Origin of the sequence: uncultured Lactobacillus sp. (assembly GCF_945290125.1) — a bacterium.
Taxonomy (GTDB): domain Bacteria; phylum Bacillota; class Bacilli; order Lactobacillales; family Lactobacillaceae; genus Lactobacillus; species Lactobacillus rizhaonensis.
In genome coordinates this window covers 1-17,928 of the sequence record NZ_CALYQV010000038.1, presented here as the reverse complement: position 1 = coordinate 17,928, position 17,928 = coordinate 1, and the positions used below count along the sequence as shown (strand labels likewise).

Sequence of the window (17,928 nt, the reverse complement as noted above, 5' to 3'; positions counted from 1 at the left end):
AGAGTAGCTTTTAATAAATATTACAAGTAACAAATAAGAGTTAGGAAATTCTCCTAACTCTTATTTATATTTGTTTTAAGTCATAATTATTAAGATAATGCCGTTTAGCACCGCTAAATAAATTGGCATCCATAAAGTTTGAGTATAAAGGTAAGACCAGGCAAAAAGTCCACCGAGTACAATATTAATTACTAATAGTGGCAGTGAACTTTGCCAATTAAGTAAGCCGAACAAGATACCAGAAGTTAGTATTCCTAGAATTGCTGTTAAGACAGTGTTACTTCTAAATGCATAATTAAATAAAAACCCAGTAATTAAAAATTCTTGCAGGATTGGCAAAACTATCCCTATTGCAGCTAGTAAAAACCAGTAAGTCAAACTTGCCTCATGGTGCAAATAAGCAATTTGGAAATTATATAATTTTAATCTACCATAGGATTGGAGCCAGGAAACACTAATACGTAATACCGTTACCACAGCAGTCAAACCAATTATTAAGCCAAAATTACTCAGCCAGGAACCCCCAAAGCTACGATCAAAAAAGCGCTGTTCCCTATTAAAACGATAAACAAAAAACAATGAAACCATCAACGAGATAGTTGCAAATAAGATTAAATCCCAAATATGAATCGGTGAATTAGCAGTAACTAGCTTAATCACGCCGACAACCATCAAATAACTAATAAAATAAACAAAATAGCGTATGATGTTGCCTTGCCTCGATGCTGGTGTATTCACAAAAATTACCTCTATACTATTATGTACCTTACAAGTTCCATATTATAGCAAAAAAAGCAACCTATATAAAATATCAAGAAAACTTTTCTCAATCGACACTGATATTGTTGATATCTTCTAGCGCAATTTTTTGGCCATCAACAATAATACCTTCTTCACTATAACCACTGACAAAACCGACAATATCTGCAGGCAACTGATCATTACTGTTCATGACCTTAGCCTGTAAATGAACCATGCGGTGATTACCATATGCTTTAAGTAATTGTAAGCTAATTTCTTCTATACTCATAGTTTCTTTTGCCGAATGCTTCACGCTGCGCCTTTGCTTATCTTTATTAATTGCCATTGTATGATCGCTTAAAAAGAAGCCTTGCCACTTTTTCATTTTGCGATCTTGATAGTTTTTAAAAAAGTCTGTGACAATTTTATCAAAATCATTCATATGCATTTCCGCCATTATGCCCACCAACTAAACTGCTACGCCTGATTGCTGTTGCACCTTTAGCCAAACTAGATGCTTTGACTAAACTGGTAAAGCCATACTTCTTTCTGATTCTATCAATAGTTATGTTTATGGTCCGTTTTTTTATCTGTTCAGAAGCTGGAACAAAGAAGGTTAATTGCTGGCAGGTATCCGGCTCCAAGCGACTGCAGTTAACCCCTAAAGCACGTACAGTTTCTCCATGCCAATTTTTGCGAAAAAGTGCCAGTATTTCTTGCACTAACAAGTCATTATCATTGGTAGGACAAATTTTTTGCTGCACATTAAAGCCCTTGCGCTTGCCGTCTTGCTCGTACCTAGAAAAGCCGACAAATAAACTAATACAGCCGGCTTGCAATCGGTGCGCACGTATTCTGGCACCTACCTGCTCACCAATTTCACGTAAGACTATCTCAATCTCCCGCTGATCTGTGTAGTCACGGTTTAAAATCTGTGAATTCCCGTAATTTTTCATTATGGGAAAATATTCTTCACTGATAATGCTGCGATCCACTCCCCAGCTGATTGCAAATAACTGTTCACCAATCACGCCAAATTCTTTTTTTAGGATTGCTGGATCAGTATGAGCCAATTCATACATATTATTAATGTGTAACCGGCTCAAACGGGCAGCTATTCTTTTGCCAATTCCCCAAACATCTTCCATGTCTTTAATTTGCCAAATAGTATCAGGTACATCAATATAATGCCAATAATCAATCATTGAACACCGGTGTTTAGCAGAAATGTCCATGGCTAGTTTAGCTAGCAGTGGATTCTCTCCTATTCCGCAAGTAGTATAAAGTCCAATTTTTGATTTAATTTCTATTTGAATTTTGCGTGCTACCAGATACGGATCATCGCCAAACAAACGCCATGACTTAGTCATATCAATCATGCTCTCATCAATAGAATAGATATAGATATCCTCATCAGCAGCATACTTTTGAAAAATTTCCAATACCTGCATGCTGCGTTTGATATATAAATTCATATGGGGTTCTACCAAAATCAAATCTGGTGCTTCTTTTTTCGTGGGTAAATCACGTACCCGCATGACGTTAGTCAACCCATATTTCTTCTTCGCTAATGGTGAGGCTGCCATAATTAGCCCCGAGCCGTAATTTGTATGTGGCTGATGCGAAACAACTGCTAACACAGCTTTCATTGGGTTTAGACCTAATTGAAGTGCCTCACAACTAGCAAAGAATGATTTGTTATCAATCATAAAAATTAATCGGTGTGGTTCATAACGGTAATCATACATTGCTTTCACTTCCTATTGCAAACTTATGTTCGCTAAAATAAATTATACAAACACAAGTTCGAATAATCAAGCAAAAATTTATTTGATTGCCGCAATAGTAACCTGATACTCCCCAGCAGGTGCTACAACACTTACAGTTTGACCAACTTCTTTTTTCATAATTGCTTGGCCCAGTGGTGAGTCAAACGCAACTTTTCCTGCTCCAATATCAGCTTCCATACGGCCGACAACCTGGTATGTTTCAGTTTCTGGATCGTCAGCAAATTTTAATGTGACAGTCTTGCCTAAATCTACTTTGCCGTCATCCTTCTTCTCAATAATTTCGGCATATTTCAACTGCTTTTCCAGATAACGCAGACGACTTTGAAGGTGGCCTAAATCACGCTTTGCCTCCGTATATTCGGTATTTTCCGACAAATCGCCTAAAGAGCGGGCTTCCTGTAAAATTTTAATTCTTCTGGGCCTATCCTTTTTTAAACTGACTATTTCATCTTTAATTTTTTGGTACCCTTGAGGCGTCATTTTTTGATAGTAAACCAAAATATTCTCTCCTAATTATTTTGTTAAAAATATTATCCACAAGCTATAAATACTAATTTAAAGCTATAAATTATAATTTTTAGCACTCTAAAAATAATAGTGCTAATTATTTCCTTTTTATGAATCTGCATACTATAATAATAATTGTAAGGAAGAAATGAAAGTCTTCTGATACAATATATAAATTTCGAAAGGAAGTTTTTTACTATGGCAAATGATATGATGAATCGGCACAATGACTTATTTGATGCGATGAACGATTGGTTTGATCTTCCGAGAAAATTTTTTGACGATAACGAAGTAGCAAAATTAATGCAATCAGATGTTGTTGAAAACGACAAAGAATATGTAATCAAAGTTGATATGCCCGGAATGGACAAGGATAAAATTCACCTAAATTACAATAATGGTATTTTGAGCGTATCCGGCTCAAGAAAATCATTTAAGGATATGTCTAAGGACAACAGTATTATTCACCGTGAAAGAAGTGAAGGTCACATTTCACGCAGCTTCAGATTACCAAATGTAGTTGCAAGTGATATTCACGCAAAGTATGATAATGGTGTATTAACTATTACCTTGCCAAAGCAACAAGCTGGTGCAAATGATAACTCAATTCAGATTGACTAACTTATTACCATATTGCATAAATTATAAATAAATTGCCAATACAATTCTCTAAAGCGAGTTCAGCTATTGAACTCGCTTTTATTTTAGCTTAAAATATATAGTAATTTAAAAATAGATTAAAAAAGGAGAATTTATTTTATGGCTCATAAATTAACTGTCCAAGAGTTGGAAGAATTTGCCGCAAACTTTAATGAAAAACCACAAAATCAAGTTGTTGCCCGAGCAGCTCAAAAAAGTGGTGTTTTAACAGCTGCTTACAATGAGCGCGTTCAAGGTGAATTGACCCGTGTATTTTCAACTGAACTTGACACAGAAAATGTTACTAATCAACGCCAATCAGGTCGTTGCTGGGAATTTGCTACTTTAAACATCTTACGCCACAATTTTGGTAAAAAATATCACTGCAAGAATTTCACTTTCTCACAAAGCTACAATTTCTTCTGGGATAAAATTGAACGGGCAAATATTTTTTATGATAATATCTTAGATACTGCAGACGAACCACTTGATTCACGTACTGTAAAAGCTCACCTAGAGGGTGCGGGTGAAGATGGTGGTCAATTTCACATGGGCGCCGCTTTAATTGAAAAATACGGTGTCGTTCCTTCTTATGCAATGCCTGAAAGTTTTAATACCAATAATACTAACGGCTTTGCTAAAGCTTTGGGTGATAAGCTGAAGAAAGATGCTTTGGTCTTGCGTAAATTAAAGCAAGCCGGTAAAGACGATGAGATTGAAAAAGCCCGTAAGCACTTCTTAAGTGAAGTTTATCAAATGACTGCAATCGCAGTCGGCGAACCACCTAAGAAATTTGATTTGGAATATCGTGATGACGATAAGAAATATCACCTGGATAAAGATTTAACTCCACTGGAATTTTTGCATAAATACATGGGTGACGTTGACTTCAATGACTATGTCGTACTGTCTAACGCTCCGGACCATGAATATGATAAATTATACGGCTTGCCTTTTGAAGATAACGTTGAGGGTTCATACCGCATCAAATTCTTAAACGTGCCAATGGAATACTTGGAAACTGCAGCTGTTAATCAGTTAAAAGATGGCGAAGCAGTTTGGTTTGGGAATGATGTTGGTGAACAAAGCGACCGTAAGAAGGGCTATCTTGACAGTGATTTGTACCAACTAAGTGACCTCTTTGGCGTAGATCTTAAGATGTCCAAAGCTGATCGCTTGCGCACTGGTGCTGGTGCTTCAACTCACGCCATGACTTTAGTTGGTGTTGATGAAGATGGCGGACATGTTCGCCAATGGAAGGTTGAAAACTCCTGGGGCGAAAAGAACGGTGACAAAGGATTCTTCGTTATGAACAACGACTGGTTCAAAGATTACGTTTACGAAGTTGTTGTCCACAAGAAATACTTGACACCAGAGCAAGTAGCTATAGCAGAAGGACCAATTACTGATTTGCCAGCTTGGGATTCACTCGCTTAGAGCATTATAGCTAATAAAAAAGACGAAATTCACAGTAGAATTTCGTCTTTTTGTCTATCTAAAAACAATTATTAGTAAAATTGACTGGTTTATTTATCAGCTAACTAATTTTCTGTCCAAAAACTGCAGACTTTTTTGTAAAAGAGCAAAAAATAGATCTTTTGTCATTTTTTTAATTAGTACATTATTAGCTGCTTTATTCTCATCATTTCCCTTAGCAATACACGTTTGCCCATATGCATCTCCGTGATTAGTATTAACTTTAATGTTAGCTGGAACGGTCTCAAAAAATTCTGGCCAAATTGCATACTCCATTGCAACTAGGTCGTGTATAGGTGCAGCCGTAAAACCAAATTGTTCACCTGACTTTTGATAAAAATGTAACAGGTTACCCGCCAATTTAGATGCCGGACCACCAAATTGAAGACTTGCTATTTGCTTTTTAGTAATAGTAGTTTTTTCAGTTACATCTAAACCCGCCATGACCACTTTCAAAGGTGAACTGAAGACAATTTGTGCCGCTTCAGAGTCTGTCCAAATATTGAACTCAGCTAAGTCAGTAACGTTGCCGTGATCTATACCCCCGCCCATAATAACTATTTTAGCTATTTTAGGTATAATTTCGGGAAAAGTTTTAAGTAATAACGCGATATTTGTGAGCGGTCCCGTAGCAACAATAGTTACCTTTTGAGATTGCTTTTTCAACATATTTGCCATAAAGCAAATTGCATTGCCTTTTTTAACCGGATAATCATATTTATTTAAACTTTCTGAGCCATCCATACCAGTGTCGCCGTGAGCCTCTGCTTGCACGTGTAATTGATTAAGCAAAGGACCTGCTTGTCCTTGAACTAATGGAATATGTTGTTTACAAAAGGCAAGTAAATGGCCCGCATTTTGCGTTACCAAATCAATATTCTGGTTGCCACCAACTGTGGAAACACATAAAACTTTTACCTTATCAGGATTACCTAAAGCAGTTAATAAAGCCATCGCGTCATCTTGACCAGGATCGCAGTCATATAAAATATCCATTAATTTACCACTCTTAGTAAATCTGTAACTGTTAAAACATTGTCAAACCCTAGTTTTTTGGCCAGCTGACCAATTATTGGTGGTTCTAATTTACTTTTACGTAAAAGAGGCTCATCACTAAAAATTTCTGCAGGAGAACCTTCTTTTTGCTTATGAGCCTGAGCAAAAACTATCCCGCGTTTAAAATTATTAACTACAAAACTCATGTCGTGTGTAATTGTAATTACTAGTTTATGCATGCTTGTTAGTTTTTGGATGATTTTATTTAAAAGTACGATTGAGTTATGATCCTGCCCTGCGGTTGGTTCATCAAAAACCATAACTTCTGGGTTCATGGCTATAATGGCCGCAATTCCAAAAACTGCGCCCAATTGGCCAAACTGTGCAGTTGAAGTAAAAGCAAAAAGCCAAGAATAGCCTAAGGCTCCTAAGTTGTTCAGGGCAAGTAGCGTTAACCACCAATGCTGACCCTTGATAACTAAAAACAAATATAGTATAGAACTTACGATTGCTGCAATGACAGGCACTTTTAACATAATTAACTTGATAGTGTCAGAAAATAATTTGCCTAAAAATAAGCCAATTGGTGCTAATAATAAAATTCCTATTACACTGGCAATGATAAAGCCCAATGTAAAATTATAAGTAGTACCTATGCTACCCCTAATTTTTTATCCAAAAATACAAAAATCATTTTGCTTGTCAGGCATACTAAAATCACAAGAATTAAAGAACCGACGTAATTGGGAAAAACTTTGAAATAATGATGTACTGCCATTAATTCTATGCCAAAGCCTATTCCAGCAATTGGTTTCAATTTGACGCTTTTAGCAGTGCTATAACCAATAATTATTGGTAAGCAAAACACGGGAAGTCGTATTAAATTTAATAAAAAGCCATAACTATTAGCAGTAACTAAATTGCATAATTTAATTAATACTAAAACACCTTGAAAAATAGCTGCGGTTGTATATAAAGATAGTATGGGAACTAAAATTTGACTTGGTATGGTTTTCCACTCAATAGCTGTAAAATCATTCCTACCTGAATGCATTTGCTTTTGCAAACTGGCAAATTCTTTTTCTACATTATTGCTCACTATAATCTGGTATTCATGACCAATAAACTGTTCCTTAATTACATTTCTTTCACCTGCAATTTGCCTTCTATTGACAGATTGCGGATTTTTGACTTTAATACGAATCCTAGTCATACAGTGTGAAATTGATTCAATATTATCTTTTCCACCTAAATCTGCAATTAATTTTTTACTATTCATAATCTTTCACTATAAATATTTTAATTACAAGAAAACCCCCGAATTGGAATGAAGTGCTCCTAATAGTCAGATTAATGTCTAACTTTTTAGTTGCACTTCAAATCGAGGGTTTTCTCTTTATAAGTATTACTTAACTACGCAATAATAATTCATCAAACTTTTTAAAGAATAGATTTTTATCTGCTTTAGTTACTAGAGTTATTTCACGACCAGCAGGATCATCTTCCAAACGGCCTGCTGCCAAACCTTGGGTAATTACTCTTACCTTGTGTTTTTTAGTCGTTAAAACAACTTCGGGATATAGGGCACTAATGACAGTTAAAACGTCCCAGAAGTATAGTTGCGAAGTTGGTATTGGCGGGTTAACTAAAAGACAATATCCTTGTGCAACTAAATCCATAGCTGGATGTTCACTTAAACTGGCCCAGTGCATTCTTAACTCATCTGTTAAAGGTAATTCTTCACTGCTTTCAAGACCAATAATTTGCATAGGAATATTTGATTTTAAGACAGTTGCAAGCGCAAAAGGATCCCAGAAAGCATTCCATTCTTGAGTACCGTCAGCATTAACCTGAACAACATTACCATGACCATCAAGGGAACCACCCATCCAATACAGCTTTTCAATGTTATCCGCAATTTGGGGATTAGTTTCTAATGCACGCGCTAAATCCGTTAAAGGACCTGTCATAACTAAAGTTACAGGCTGCTCTGACGCCATAATTTTCTCAACCATATCTAAATGAGCCGGTTTTTCTGCCATCTTAGTAATTACTTTGCCGGAACGATTCAATAAAGGCAGATAATTGAAAGAATATGCCGCTTTACGCCAATCTTCCGGAAACTGATTAACGGCGCGAGAATTTGATTTGGCAATTTCCAATTGATCACCGCGCAAGTTAAAGCGGTATGTCAGTTTACGACACACTTCAACAGCCGGATCAACCCGGATCAACATAGCCATCCGCATCAATTGCACTGACACCAATCAACTTAATATCCGGCGCTTGCAAAAACAGTAAACAAGCTACCAAATCATCAATATTACCATCATGGTTAAAATAAATTGTTTTCATCATTCTCCCTATTTTGACTTAATATAATTTTGGCCATCAGCTGCTGGAGCAACCGATTTTCCAAAGAACAGAACTAAAACTATGATTGTAATTACATAAGGAGCAATCTGCATGTAAACAACAGGTATGTGGCTAAAGAACGGTAATTGATTGCCGATGATACTAATACTTTGAGCAAAACCAAAGAAAAGCGAAGCCATCATTGCACCTAATGGATTCCATTTACCAAAAATCATGGCCGCTAAAGCTATAAAGCCTTGCCCCACAATAGTAGAAACTGAAAAGTTGCCAGAAATTGCCTCTGCAAAAACTGCACCGCCAACTCCACCTAAAAAGCCTGATATTAATACTCCAGCATAACGCATGCCATAAACATTAATCCCCAGAGTATCAGCAGCTTGGGGATTTTCACCACATGAGCGCAAGCGCAGGCCAAAGCGGGTTTTATACAAAATCCACCACAATACTACTGACAACACTATTGCCAGCCACGCTGGTGCCGATGTATTTTGAAAGAAAATAGGCCCTATTACAGGGATATCAGCTAAGCCGGGAAAACTAAAATAACCAAAGCTTTGAGTAATGTTTTCAGTTTGCCCTTTATCATAAATAGCTTTAACCAAAAATACTCCTAGAGGCGGTGCCATAAGGTTAAGTACAGTCCCACTGATAATATGGTCAGCATGAAAATTAATAGTGGCAACAGCATGCAGTAATGAAAAGAGCAGGCCCACAATTCCCCCAACAATAAGACCAAGCCAGGGCGTTGCTTTACCAAAAGCAGAAGCAAAAGTCAGGTTAAACACAATGGCTGAAAAGGCACCGATAGTCATTATTCCTTCCAGGCCAATATTGGTAATACCTGAATTTTCACTATAAACACCACCTAGAGCAGTAAAAATCAACGGAGCCGAATAGACAAAAGTTGATGATACAATTAACGCTAAAATCGTAACTAAATTCATTAATTTTGTCCTCCTTGAGTTTTAGTAGAATCCGCCACTGCACTGTCTGAATCCGTGTCAGCGCTTTTGGTGACTTTCTGAATTGCCTGAACTTTTTTAGTTTTAAATAGCAGTCCAATAACATATTGAATAGCAACAAAGAAGATAATAGCGGCAATGACTATCGAAACGATCTCATACGGAATACCGGCAATGGTCTGCATCCCTAATCCTCCGATTTTTAATATTGAAAATAGCAATGAAGCCAGCAAAATACCAACAGCTGTTCCGCCACCAAGAAGGGCAACAGACAAGCCATCCCAGCCAATATCCAAGCTAGTCGTTTGGGTAAAGTAGTTTTGATAAGTACCAAGGCCCTGCACAACTCCACCTAAACCGGCAAAACCGCCAGACAGAAGCATTGATAACATGATGTTCTTTTTAGCAGACATGCCGGCATAGCGACTAGCTGCAGCATTAGTACCAACCGAACGAATTTCAAAGCCGGTGGTAGTCTTCCGCATTAAATACCAATACAAAAAGACGGCGACTAAAGCAATAAAAATTCCCGCATTAATCCGTGAATCACCAAACATTGAACTAAGCCAATTAATCTTTAAACTACCGTTAGCAGTAATTGTTTTAGTAGTATCAGTATCAATACGTAATTTGGCTGACATTACCTGCTGCATCAAATATTGACAGGAATAAAGCACAATATAGTTAATCATAATGGTTGTAATTACTTCGTTGGTACCAAATTGAGCACGCAGCCAGCCGGCAACACCGGCAACAAGCGCACCGGCAATAATACCGGTAATTACAGCCAGTGGCAGTAAAAATACTTTAGGCATGTTCGGATTAGCCAGGACTACCCAGATGGATGACAACCAGCCTGCCTGAGCCTGCCCGGGCAAACCAATATTGAAAAAGCCGGCAGTAGAAGCAATGGCAAAACCAATAGCAGTAAAAATAAGTGGAGTTGCTTCACGAATAGTTTCACCTATACCATTCATGTTTCCTAAGGCACTGGAAAACATTGAAACGTATGCTTGAAACGGGTTGTAACTCCAGACCAGCATAATGATTGCCCCAACTAAAAAGCCTGCCAAAATTGAAATAATTGGTACTAAAATTTTCTTAGTTTTTAGTGTTACTTTAAGCAAGAGCGCTGCCTTCTTTCTTAACGCCAGTCATTAACAACCCTAATTCCTCATCACTCGTGTTTTCCGGTCTGACTTCACCTGAAATACTACCATTGTGAAGGACAATAATCCGATCAGACAATTGCATAATTTCATCAAGTTCGTAGGAAATTAACAAAATTGCTTTACCTTGAGCTCTTTCATTTAAGAGTTGATTATGAATATATTCAATCGCACCAACATCAAGACCACGAGTTGGCTGAAAAGCAATAACTAAATTACTGTTACTACTTAATTCACGTGCAATAATTACTTTTTGCTGATTTCCGCCAGATAAATCACTTACAGGCAACTTTTCACTGGTCGTTCTAATATCAAATTGCTTGATCAACTTTCTGGCATGTTCGTGAATGACATCATAATGCATGACGTTGTGACGTGAAAATGGCTCTTGATAGTAAGTTTGCAAAGCTAAATTGTCTGAAACTGAAAAAGGTAAAATCAAGCCATATTTTTGCCGGTCAGCAGGTATATACGAAACACCCTTTTCAGTTATTTGCCGTACCTTGCGATTAGTCATGTCTTCACCGTCAATCATAATTTTGCCGGAATGAACATGTTGCAACCCGGTTAAAGCCCTGACAAGTTCATCTTGACCATTACCGTCAATACCGGCAACACCCAAAATTTCGCCAGCATGCAAATTGAAAGACATTCCTTTAATTATGGCAACATTTTGCTTATTTTTCACCTGCAAATTTTCAACTTGCAGCATCGTTTTACCAATTTTTACCACTGGTTTGTTAAGCGTCATGTTAACATGACGACCAACCATCAATTCCGCCAAACGATTATTATCGACGTTAGCAACGGCAAAAGTTCCTACACTTTGACCAGCACGAATAACGGTGACACGATCAGCAGCTCTCTCAATTTCTTCCAGCTTGTGCGTAATTAAGATAATTGATTTACCTTCTTTGGCCAGTCCATGCAGAATTTGGATAAATTCCATAATTTCTTGCGGCGTTAAAACAGCAGTGGGCTCATCAAAAATCATAATATCAGCCCCGCGATACAAGACTTTTAGAATTTCCACTCTTTGTTGTTGCGCCACGGTAATCTCACTGATTTTTTTCTGAGGGTCAATATTTAAGTTATAGCGCTCAGATAAGGCCATAATCTGCTTCTCAGCTTTTTTGAAATCTAGTTTAGGTCCCTTGGTTGTTTCATGACCCAAAATAATATTTTCCAAAACTGTAAAGGATTCCATCAACATAAAGTGCTGGTGTACCATACCGATACCTAAGTCTTTGGCGACAGTCGGATTTTTTATATTAACCTTTTGTCCGCGAACTTTGATTGAACCTGAAGTGGGTTGAATCAATCCGGATAGAATGCTCATGAGAGTTGATTTGCCAGCACCGTTTTCTCCTAATAACGCTAGAATCTCACCTTTTTTCAAAGTCAGGTTAATATCGTTATTGGCTTTAAAGCCATCAAAATCCTTAACAATATGGCGCATTTCTATTACGTTCGTCACATCTTCCATTTTATGTAAATTTCCTTTTTCGTAAAAAACTCTTTGCATAAATTTACACAAAGAGTTTTAATCAATAATTTACTTTAATTTTGCGCTACAGTGATTTTTCCGGAAACTATTTGTTGTTTGGCCTTTTCTACTGCCAGCCATGCCTTTGATGTAAGGTTGCCTTTAGTAATTGAAACACCATTGCCTTTTAAGGAGTAGACAAGATGCTTTCCTCCTGGGAACTTTCCTTTAGCCGCATCGTCAGCCAAGGATTTAGTTGCAACGTTTAGTCCCTTCAATACTGAAGTTAAAGTAAAGTTAGCTTTTTTACCATCCTTAGTTTTATAGTTACCTAGATTTTTCTGGTCAACATCTACACCAATTACCCAAACCTTGTTACTTTCAGGTTTAGTTTGATTTAGGGCTTTAGCTTCTTGGAAGACTCCGCTACCGGCTGAACCTGCAGCTTGGAACACGATATCACATTTATTGGCATACATTGACTGGGCAATTGATTTAGCTTTATCGTTTGAAGTAAAGTTGCCGATATATTGTACACTGACACTTATTTTTTTATGCTGAGCTTTAGCTGCGTCTTTTACGCCTTGCTTGAAACCAGCTTCAAAAGTATCAATGATAGCTGACTTTGCTCCTCCGATAAAACCAACTTTGTTGGTCTTGGTAGAATAAGCGGCAGCCACACCACCTAAATATGATGATTCATTACTCTTAAAAGTTACTGAAGCCACATTTTTTTGACCAGTAATCACATCGTCAACAATTACAAAATTTTTCTTAGGATTCTTTTTAGCAGCAGCTTTAACTGAGTCTTTTAACATATAACCAATACCAAATATTGTTTGGTAACCAGACTTAGCAGCCTGGTTAAAGTTAGGCGTATAGTCAGTAGCACTGCTAGATTGGAAATACTGATAGCCTTTACCTTGCTTGAAATGATGTTCTTTACCATAATCTTTAAAACCGGCCCATGCAGCCTGGTTAAAGGACTGGTCATTAATACCATTGCTATCAGTAATTAAAGCAATACTGTCTTTTTTGTTCTGACTGCTTGTTCCCTGCTTTTTTCCCGAGCAAGCATTCAAAACTAAAGTAAATGATGCCATTAAAAATCCTAACGACAAAAATTTCGTAAATTTCTTACCCATTGATTTTACCCTCCACAAAATACGAACTTTTAATAATTAATATTATAATAAAATACGCATTAATTCAAGAAATATTTTTTTGCGGTAGATTATAGGTAAAAATGTTGGTATATTACGAACTATTTACTTGGATGAATTGGCACTTTGATATTACCCTTAATAATTTCTGTACGAGCTTGACGTGAATATTGCCAAGCTTTTGCACTAATTTGTCCACGTTTGATCGAAACTCCGTTAGTTTTTAGACCATAAACCAGTTGCTGACCGCCAGGGAATTTCCCGTGATAAGCGCGATTAGAAATATCACGTGTAGCTACATTTACACCGGTAATAACTGAAGTCAAAACAAAATTATCCTTTTTACCATCTTTAGTCTTGTAGTTACCTAAATGAGACTGGTCCGAATCGACTCCAATAGCCCAAACTTTGTTAGCAGCTGTTCTTGTCTGGTTAATTGACTTAGCCTCTTGGAACAAGCCGTTGCCAGCTAAACCAGAAGCGTGGAAAATGATATCGGCTTTTTTAGCATACATTGACTGGGCAATTGCCTTTTCTTTATCAGCACTCTTAAAGTCGCCAACATATTGGTTTAAAAGTGTAATCTTTTTATGCAATTTTTTAGCCTGGTCATGAACGCCCTTGGTAAAACCGGCATCAAATAAATCAATAATATTGCCATGGGCACCGCCAATAAAGCCGATGACATTCGTCTTTGTTTCTGTTGCCGCAACAACACCGGCCAAATAAGAAGCCTGTTCACTCTTGAAGTTGGCAGAGGCTACATTTTTCTGCCCCTTAATCACTTCATCAACAATAACGTAGTTCTTTTTAGGATTCTTTTTGGCAGCTGCTTTGGCCGCATCTTTTAAGCTATAGCCTATACCAAAAATAGTCTGGTAGCCTGCTTTGCTGGCTTGATCAAAATTAGGCTCAAAATCCGCTGCACTGCCTGATTGAAAATACTGGTAACCATTACGGCCGCGATTAAGATGATGATCTTTACCATATTCCTTAAAGCCTTGCCAAGCAGACTGGTTAAACGAATTATCATTAACACCCGCAGTATCAGTGATTAGCGCAATTGAGTGTTTGGCACTACTACTTGAATTGCTGGCGCCACCTTGCTTTTTACCTGAGCAAGCAGTAAGCGCTAACCCTGCAGCAACCGCTATTACACTGATGGAAAAGATTTTTTTGATTTTTGACTTCATATTGTACCTCCTGTAAATATCACAATACTTAACATACCATATCTGGTAGTATTGTCAAAAATCAACTACAAAATAAAGTATTGATCTGATAGCATTCCTATTTTTTCATGAAAGCGAAACTGAGCTTTACTCATAATGATTTGTACACCACAAATAAAAAAGTTAAAATTTTCGTATAGGTGTAAATTGAGTTAATCTGACGCTATTAAGCAATCTTTATCCATAAACTAACGTATAATAAAATATATGGTAAAATGTTCTTCGATGATAAAGGTAATCTAATGAAATTATATAAGGCATTTTTTAAAACGAAGTTAGGAACATTAACGCTTTTAAGCGATGATAGTCACCTCTTAGGATTATGGTTTAACGGACAAAAATATTTTGGTGCCGGCTATGATTTGAGTCTTGTCAAAGTATTTCCCAGTAACCCGATTAAATCGGCCCAAAAATGGCTGACTGCTTATTTTGCTGAGCAAAAACCAGACCCATGTACCGTCCCCGTGAAACCTGATGTGTCAGCCTTTAGGCAAAAAGTACTTAAGGAACTGCAAAAGGTGCCTTACGGCGAACTTGTCACTTATAAAGAATTATCCGCTCGAGTGCAAAAAGGGCAAAAGAATAAAGTAAATAAGGCTCGTGCAATTGGCAATGCTGTTGGACACAATCCTATTAGCTTAATCATTCCCTGCCACCGTGTAATTAGCAGTGACGGCTCTTTAACGGGTTATGCTGGAGGTCTCGACCGCAAAAGGGCATTATTAAAAATGGAAAATCCCCAAATCAAATTGTCCAGCCAATTAGACTTGCGATAAAGCATTTAATATTCGGTTTTAAAGCAAAATAAAAAGCTGCATGGAGCTCCACGCAACTTAAACATTCCATTCAGACATAAATTCTTTGACATAGTCACGCATAAATTCAGTTCTTTTTTGCGCTTCCTTTTTCCCTCCGACTGTATTCATTAAGTCAGCCAAATGGAATAATTTTTCATAAAAATGATTGATTGTTGTTTCAGTGTGTTCACGATATTGATCATGACTAACAAGCCTTTGTGGTTTAATTCTTGGGTCATATATAACATTGCCATGGGCCCCACCATAAGTAAAAGCGCGTGCAATACCGATTGCACCCAGGCTTTCTATTCGATCAGCATCTTGGACGTATTCTCCAGAAACTGGCAACTGATAATGGTGTTCGATATTGGCTGAAAAAGACATGTGCTGCATAGTAAATAGAATATCTTTAACTTCTAAAGCAGTAAAGCCTGCTTTCGGCAATAATTCTTTAATATTGGCAAGAACTTGATCAGGATCTGCGCAGATTTTTTCATCAATAGTATCATGCAAATATCCAGCTGCTTCGATAATAGCAACCATACGGCTGTCTTTATGTGCAGCAGGATTATCCTGCAAATACATTTTGCTGGCCAAATGCGCTACCCGCTGGCCATGATAAAAATCATGACCAGTTTTTTCATCTTGCAGCTGCTCTTTAACAAATTCTGTTACTTTAGTTAAATCCAAATTAATTTCCTTTCCCCATCCAACTATTAAGCCTGCATTACCTCAAAATACAACTTAATGACGATTTTACCGCTTTTTTACTAAAAAAAGACAGACTACAAATTCATAGCTTTTACTACTTGTTTAATAGTCTATCTCTTTTGATAAGTTTAACCAAACTATTTTATATTAGTCACGAATATTAAGAAATCACTTTTTCGACCTAAAATTCTTACCAGAGATCAATGCTAAATGTTTAATTTCTTATGGGCTGGTTTGAACTTATGATTTTTAGTTATAGTACCAATGTGATTATAAGTTACTGTCGCTGGTTTAAATTGACTTAAATCTTCCGTCTTAATATAAGTCACAATTAGTTCACCATTTGGCACATAATTGTATAGTGGATAATAATTTTCATAGGTATTAGTACCGTCAACTCTGAACTTAATCGGTGTGCGCCCAATCCAAAAGCCCTTATGTTTACCTTTTGTTTGACCATCTTGCTTCAGAGAAACAGTAAACGTGGCGTCTTTCTTATTACTATATATAACGTTCTCATTAGTTAGCGTTTTACCATATTTATGATCTGATTCACTGTAACCATTATACGCATTAGCTAAAGAGCCATTGTAATCATGAACTACCGCGTGCCCTTTTTTAAGTTGGTAACCATATGGGACCTGGCAATAAGCGGCCGGGATAATATATTTTCTTTTGCCATCTTTTTCCTTAATATTGCTAATAAAATAGCGTGTGCCGTTGATTGTTCCGGCACCTATAAAGACATCCCAGTCATCAATTCCAGGATCAGACTTAGTTCCTATTAATTTTAGTGATTTAAGATCACGGTAAGCTTCAACGTTATCGCCTGGAATAAAACTGGCATACCATTTCCTTTTTTTGATGTAATGGGCACCAGACTTTTTAGAAAGCTTCTGAAGCTTGTTATAGTCCTTGCTTGTTGCAACCGGTAGTGACTTAGCAGCAACGGTGTGAGGGTTTATGCAAGCTAGTATAGTGATGCCAGCGGACAACAATACTCCCGCAATTAATATTTTTTTGAATAATTTAGTTTTTTTCATAGCAAATTGACTTCCTTTCTGTAAGATACTGTTTGTTCTTTCTATAGTAGATTACTTACCCAACAATATTAGTTATATAATCAATAATAAAATTAAGCAATATAAAAATTAGATAATAATCTTTAATTATCAATTTTTCAGTAAAATTTACATCTAAAACTGATTACGACACCTATTCAATCAGTCTTTAAGCGCACTTATTTCCCTCAAAAATTAATAAAAAGCATAATTAAAGGTGATGTAAACTCATTATTAATGCAAACTAGTCCTTAACCTATCACAGCAATATTTTGATAAATTACTGATATTAAAAATTCTAAGCCACTTCCCAGCTCCTGAGTATGTGGCTGTTAATCCCTTGCTATCAATACTTTTTAACCATTTTAAAAATTTAATTGTGCAGCTCTGTGTGCACTCTTAAGCCGTCCAAATTTCGGACATTCTGCTATTAATATCAGGATCGACACCAACGTAAGTTTTCATAAACATTGAAACTGTATGCCCCATTTTTTCTGCCGCCCATGGATATGATATTCCAGGTGTGTTAGCTAATTTGGCACAGATCGTATGTCTGAAAGAATAGATGCTCATACGTTTACCATTGGGATCAATTCCTAATTTGCGACAAATTTCTTTAAATGTATAAGTCAGTCCACTCTGCGTTAAAGGTTCACATTTTTTGGCTCGGCGATAATCTCGCAAATTAAGAAAAATTAATCTTTTAGGATTAGTTAAACCATGATCTTTTAAAAAATTTTCTTGTAAAGTATGGTACCCCTTTATTTGTTCGATTACTTTTGCGGGAATCGGCAATAAGGTTCGAGTATAGCCTTGTGGACG

17 protein-coding genes and 2 pseudogenes are annotated in these 17,928 nt (G+C 36.8%); 3 read left to right on the top strand and 16 right to left on the bottom strand.

The genetic code is table 11. The features are described 5' to 3' along the window. Positions 1–75: 75 nt before the first annotated feature. The 4 genes from Q0K80_RS07300 to greA all read right to left on the bottom strand — a co-directional run bounded on the left by Q0K80_RS07300 (position 76) and on the right by greA (position 3,029). Entirely contained in the window at positions 76–738 is a 663-nt protein-coding gene (locus Q0K80_RS07300) for a type II CAAX endopeptidase family protein (protein WP_294604875.1), read from the bottom strand. Between the two features lie 88 nt (positions 739–826). After that, a complete protein-coding gene (locus tag Q0K80_RS07295) occupies positions 827–1,183 on the bottom strand; it encodes a hypothetical protein (protein WP_294604872.1) in 357 nt (118 codons plus the stop codon). Then, complete coding sequence (locus tag Q0K80_RS07290) at positions 1,176–2,489, bottom strand: Y-family DNA polymerase (RefSeq protein WP_294604870.1); 1,314 nt, start codon at positions 2,487–2,489, stop codon at positions 1,176–1,178. Before Q0K80_RS07290 ends, Q0K80_RS07295 begins: the two co-directional genes overlap by 8 nt. A gap of 78 nt (positions 2,490–2,567) precedes the next feature. After that, the gene (gene greA / locus Q0K80_RS07285) at positions 2,568–3,029 is read right to left on the bottom strand and encodes a transcription elongation factor GreA (RefSeq protein WP_294604867.1); all 462 of its coding nucleotides are present in this window, start codon (positions 3,027–3,029) and stop codon (positions 2,568–2,570) included. A 207-nt stretch (positions 3,030–3,236) separates the two neighbouring features. On the opposite strand from greA, the gene Q0K80_RS07280 reads away from it, so the two are divergent. Both Q0K80_RS07280 and Q0K80_RS07275 read left to right on the top strand, forming a co-directional pair. After that, positions 3,237–3,659, top strand: coding sequence for an Hsp20/alpha crystallin family protein (locus Q0K80_RS07280; RefSeq protein WP_046325466.1), 423 nt, complete (start codon positions 3,237–3,239; stop codon positions 3,657–3,659). Positions 3,660–3,797: 138 nt separating this feature from the next. Then, a complete protein-coding gene (locus Q0K80_RS07275; RefSeq protein WP_294604863.1) occupies positions 3,798–5,114 on the top strand; it encodes a C1 family peptidase in 1,317 nt (438 codons plus the stop codon). Between the two features lie 96 nt (positions 5,115–5,210). Here Q0K80_RS07275 and Q0K80_RS07270 read toward each other — a convergent pair whose 3' ends face one another. The 9 genes and pseudogenes from Q0K80_RS07270 to Q0K80_RS07230 form a co-directional block, all read right to left on the bottom strand. Continuing rightward, on the bottom strand, positions 5,211–6,149 hold the full coding sequence (locus Q0K80_RS07270; protein ID WP_294604860.1) for a nucleoside hydrolase: 939 nt from the start codon (positions 6,147–6,149) through the stop codon (positions 5,211–5,213). Next, positions 6,149–6,781, bottom strand: a complete 633-nt coding sequence (locus Q0K80_RS07265) for a hypothetical protein (RefSeq protein ID WP_294604857.1) — start codon at positions 6,779–6,781, stop codon at positions 6,149–6,151. Before Q0K80_RS07265 ends, Q0K80_RS07270 begins: the two co-directional genes overlap by 1 nt. Positions 6,782–6,801: 20 nt before the next feature. After that, the gene (locus Q0K80_RS07260) at positions 6,802–7,428 is read right to left on the bottom strand and encodes a PTS transporter subunit EIIB (RefSeq protein WP_294604854.1); all 627 of its coding nucleotides are present in this window, start codon (positions 7,426–7,428) and stop codon (positions 6,802–6,804) included. A 130-nt stretch (positions 7,429–7,558) separates the two neighbouring features. Then, a pseudogene (locus tag Q0K80_RS07255) lies at positions 7,559–8,504 on the bottom strand (nucleoside hydrolase). Between the two features lie 8 nt (positions 8,505–8,512). After that, entirely contained in the window at positions 8,513–9,469 is a 957-nt protein-coding gene (locus Q0K80_RS07250) for an ABC transporter permease (protein WP_294604851.1), read from the bottom strand. Next, positions 9,469–10,614, bottom strand: coding sequence for an ABC transporter permease (locus Q0K80_RS07245; protein WP_294604848.1), 1,146 nt, complete (start codon positions 10,612–10,614; stop codon positions 9,469–9,471). Before Q0K80_RS07245 ends, Q0K80_RS07250 begins: the two co-directional genes overlap by 1 nt. Further along, complete coding sequence (locus tag Q0K80_RS07240; RefSeq protein ID WP_294604845.1) at positions 10,607–12,142, bottom strand: ABC transporter ATP-binding protein; 1,536 nt, start codon at positions 12,140–12,142, stop codon at positions 10,607–10,609. Before Q0K80_RS07240 ends, Q0K80_RS07245 begins: the two co-directional genes overlap by 8 nt. Positions 12,143–12,216: 74 nt before the next feature. Then, positions 12,217–13,287 (bottom strand): BMP family ABC transporter substrate-binding protein, encoded by a 1,071-nt coding sequence (locus Q0K80_RS07235; RefSeq protein WP_294604842.1) that lies wholly within the window; start codon positions 13,285–13,287, stop codon positions 12,217–12,219. Positions 13,288–13,406: 119 nt separating this feature from the next. Then, positions 13,407–14,498 (bottom strand): BMP family protein, encoded by a 1,092-nt coding sequence (locus Q0K80_RS07230; RefSeq protein ID WP_294604838.1) that lies wholly within the window; start codon positions 14,496–14,498, stop codon positions 13,407–13,409. Between the two features lie 281 nt (positions 14,499–14,779). Here Q0K80_RS07230 and Q0K80_RS07225 point away from each other — a divergent pair, with 281 nt between their 5' ends. Continuing rightward, positions 14,780–15,313: a methylated-DNA--[protein]-cysteine S-methyltransferase gene (locus Q0K80_RS07225; protein ID WP_294604836.1), complete on the top strand. Its 534-nt coding sequence runs from the start codon at positions 14,780–14,782 to the stop codon at positions 15,311–15,313. Between the two features lie 57 nt (positions 15,314–15,370). Here the strand turns inward: Q0K80_RS07225 and Q0K80_RS07220 are convergent, their stop codons facing one another. The 3 genes and pseudogenes from Q0K80_RS07220 to Q0K80_RS07210 form a co-directional block, all read right to left on the bottom strand. Next, on the bottom strand, positions 15,371–16,024 hold the full coding sequence (locus tag Q0K80_RS07220) for an HD domain-containing protein (protein ID WP_294604834.1): 654 nt from the start codon (positions 16,022–16,024) through the stop codon (positions 15,371–15,373). A 227-nt stretch (positions 16,025–16,251) separates the two neighbouring features. Beyond that, complete coding sequence (locus Q0K80_RS07215; protein ID WP_294604832.1) at positions 16,252–17,088, bottom strand: hypothetical protein; 837 nt, start codon at positions 17,086–17,088, stop codon at positions 16,252–16,254. Positions 17,089–17,505: 417 nt separating this feature from the next. Beyond that, positions 17,506–17,928 (bottom strand): annotated as a pseudogene (locus tag Q0K80_RS07210) (site-specific integrase); the annotation flags it as partial.

Excerpts from the sequence above, each read along its gene's own strand:
- Q0K80_RS07235 (WP_294604842.1), bottom strand. The coding sequence starts at position 13,287 with ATGGGTAAGAAATTTACGAAATTTTTGTCGTTAGGATTTTTAATGGCA.
- Q0K80_RS07240 (WP_294604845.1), bottom strand. The coding sequence starts at position 12,142 with ATGGAAGATGTGACGAACGTAATAGAAATGCGCCATATTGTTAAGGAT.
- Q0K80_RS07225 (WP_294604836.1), top strand. The coding sequence starts at position 14,780 with ATGAAATTATATAAGGCATTTTTTAAAACGAAGTTAGGAACATTAACG.
- Q0K80_RS07280 (WP_046325466.1), top strand. The coding sequence starts at position 3,237 with ATGGCAAATGATATGATGAATCGGCACAATGACTTATTTGATGCGATG.
- Q0K80_RS07295 (WP_294604872.1), bottom strand. The coding sequence starts at position 1,183 with ATGAATGATTTTGATAAAATTGTCACAGACTTTTTTAAAAACTATCAA.
- Q0K80_RS07290 (WP_294604870.1), bottom strand. The coding sequence starts at position 2,489 with ATGTATGATTACCGTTATGAACCACACCGATTAATTTTTATGATTGAT.
- Q0K80_RS07270 (WP_294604860.1), bottom strand. The coding sequence starts at position 6,149 with ATGGATATTTTATATGACTGCGATCCTGGTCAAGATGACGCGATGGCT.
- Q0K80_RS07250 (WP_294604851.1), bottom strand. The coding sequence starts at position 9,469 with ATGAATTTAGTTACGATTTTAGCGTTAATTGTATCATCAACTTTTGTC.
- Q0K80_RS07260 (WP_294604854.1), bottom strand. The coding sequence starts at position 7,428 with ATGAATAGTAAAAAATTAATTGCAGATTTAGGTGGAAAAGATAATATT.
- Q0K80_RS07215 (WP_294604832.1), bottom strand. The coding sequence starts at position 17,088 with ATGAAAAAAACTAAATTATTCAAAAAAATATTAATTGCGGGAGTATTG.
- Q0K80_RS07230 (WP_294604838.1), bottom strand. The coding sequence starts at position 14,498 with ATGAAGTCAAAAATCAAAAAAATCTTTTCCATCAGTGTAATAGCGGTT.
- Q0K80_RS07275 (WP_294604863.1), top strand. The coding sequence starts at position 3,798 with ATGGCTCATAAATTAACTGTCCAAGAGTTGGAAGAATTTGCCGCAAAC.